This window comes from Persicitalea sp. (genome assembly GCF_041751555.1).
Classification (GTDB): Bacteria; Bacteroidota; Bacteroidia; order Cytophagales; family Spirosomataceae; genus Persicitalea.
Map to the genome: position 1 here is coordinate 1 of NZ_JBGSXF010000376.1, position 1950 is coordinate 1950.

Sequence of the window (1950 nt, forward strand, 5' to 3'; positions counted from 1 at the left end):
ACGTAGCGATGTGGCGGCAGAAACAGCGGCTACGGGTTTACGTAGATGAGTTGAAAGTCTTCGACCTACCCCGTATTTTCCCGACGGACATTAAGCTGAACGCCATGAGACTACACTCCCAGCTGTCTGAAGATGACGATCAGATGTTTCTTTCAAATATCCGCCTTGCAGTCGGGGCACCTGATACCCGCTCCAAGCTAATCACCGAAGGGAAATTCGTTACCACGGGAATCACTTTCGACGTCAACTCGGCCAACATCAAGTCGGAATCCTACGCTGTGCTGAAAGACATCGCCGAGACTTTGCAGGAAAACGCATCGGTAAAGGTCAAGATCATTGGCCACACCGACTCCGACGGCGAGGAGGCCGCCAATCTGGCATTATCCAAGAAACGCGCCGAGTCGGTAAAGGAAAAGTTGGCAAGTGAGTTCGGCATAGATAAAGGCCGCCTTGAGACAGACGGTAAAGGCGAAACTGCACCCACTGCCGATAACGGCACACCCGAGGGTAAGGCAAATAATCGGCGGGTGGAGTTCGTGAAGATGTGACCCTGCTCACTCTGGCAATTGATATCGAATCTCTACGGCTGTCCCGACCACTTCACCTTCTGAACTTACCAAATCACGGACGTCGATTTCGATTTGGGAGGAAAAATTCTTGTTAAAAAGCTCCACGCGCTTGTTGGTGATCTGCATCCCGAACGACCTTTTATTAGTCGCCGAGCGGCTCTTCATATCGCGGGCTTTATCGCGGCCCACGCCATTGTCTTCGATCAGGAACAGGCAAGCGTCTTCTTCTTCTGAAATGCGGATAGTGAGCTGCTTGTCGGGCTTGTCGCTGTGCAGGAGGCCGTGCCAAATGGCGTTTTCGGCGAAGGGTTGCAAGAGAAGCGGCGGCACGATGATTCCATCGGTATCCATGTCGTCGGGCACGATGATTTGATATTGAAAGCTATCGCCGAAACGGCGGGCTTCTATTTCTAAGTACAAACGCAAAGCTTCCAATTCTTCACTGAGCGGGATGGTGTTCTCTCGGGAATTCTGTAGTACCATCCGCAGCAGCCGGGCAAACTTACCGAGGTAGTCGCTCGCCTTTTCATTTTCATTGTTTAGCACAAAGTACCGAATCGTGTTCAGGCTGTTGAAAATAAAGTGCGGGTTCATCTGCGCTCGTAGTGCCTGCATCTCCATTTCACCGAGCTGGAACTCGAATTCCGACCGTAAGTGTGCTTCTTTTTGTACCTGCATGGCCTCCGACATAGCCATCACCTCCTTGGTACGTTCGTCCAGCTTTTCGGTTAGTTCACGGTTGGCATTTGTCGTGAAGTCCTGGTTGAGTTGCAACTGCGCGATGTACGCCTTTTGGTTTTTATTGCGTTCGCGTTCCAGCAGACGGACGTTATAGCCCAAAGCAAACGAAAAACACATGATCTCGCCCAGGACGCCAATTTGAAAGTGATTGATGGGAGAAAGTGAGCCAAAAAGTGGGATTTCTATTAAATCCAAACTCAGGACGGTCGAAAGTACCACGCCCGTAAGGAAAAACGCATTTCCCACTAAGAAATAGCTCAATAATGGCGAGCGGTTTTTCTGAATTATCCTGGCCAGCATCACCAACGTGAATAGCAGCAGCACCACCCGATCAAAAGCCAGCAAACCCGCCTCGAATTCACTTTTCCAAACAACGGTTGACACCGGGATCAAAACCACTGCGTAGACGGCCAGTGCTTTCCAGAAAACATCCAAAAAGCGGTGCAGCCGCCGATCGTAGTCCTTGATTCTCAATAAACCCATGCTGAACCGGATATAGAGCGCGGTGTAGAGCATCTGAACGGGTTCGTTGAGCACGGTAAAGAACTTTGGAACCCCCCCGACCCAGTAGCCCAGAAAAAACAGCGAGTCGGTTTTGGTAGAAAAGTAGAGAGCCACGCCGCCCAGGTACAGGCCGTAG

Annotated in this window: 2 protein-coding genes; one reads left to right on the forward strand and one right to left on the reverse strand. The window is 50.9% G+C overall.

Annotated elements, in window-relative coordinates:
• On the forward strand, positions 1–548 hold a 548-nt coding region (locus ACEW8P_RS13390; protein ID WP_373513581.1), incomplete at its 5' end, for an OmpA family protein.
• Positions 549–554: 6 nt separating this feature from the next.
• Here the strand turns inward: ACEW8P_RS13390 and ACEW8P_RS13395 are convergent.
• Positions 555–1950: histidine kinase (locus tag ACEW8P_RS13395; RefSeq protein WP_373513582.1), on the reverse strand; the 1396-nt coding region annotated here is incomplete at its 5' end.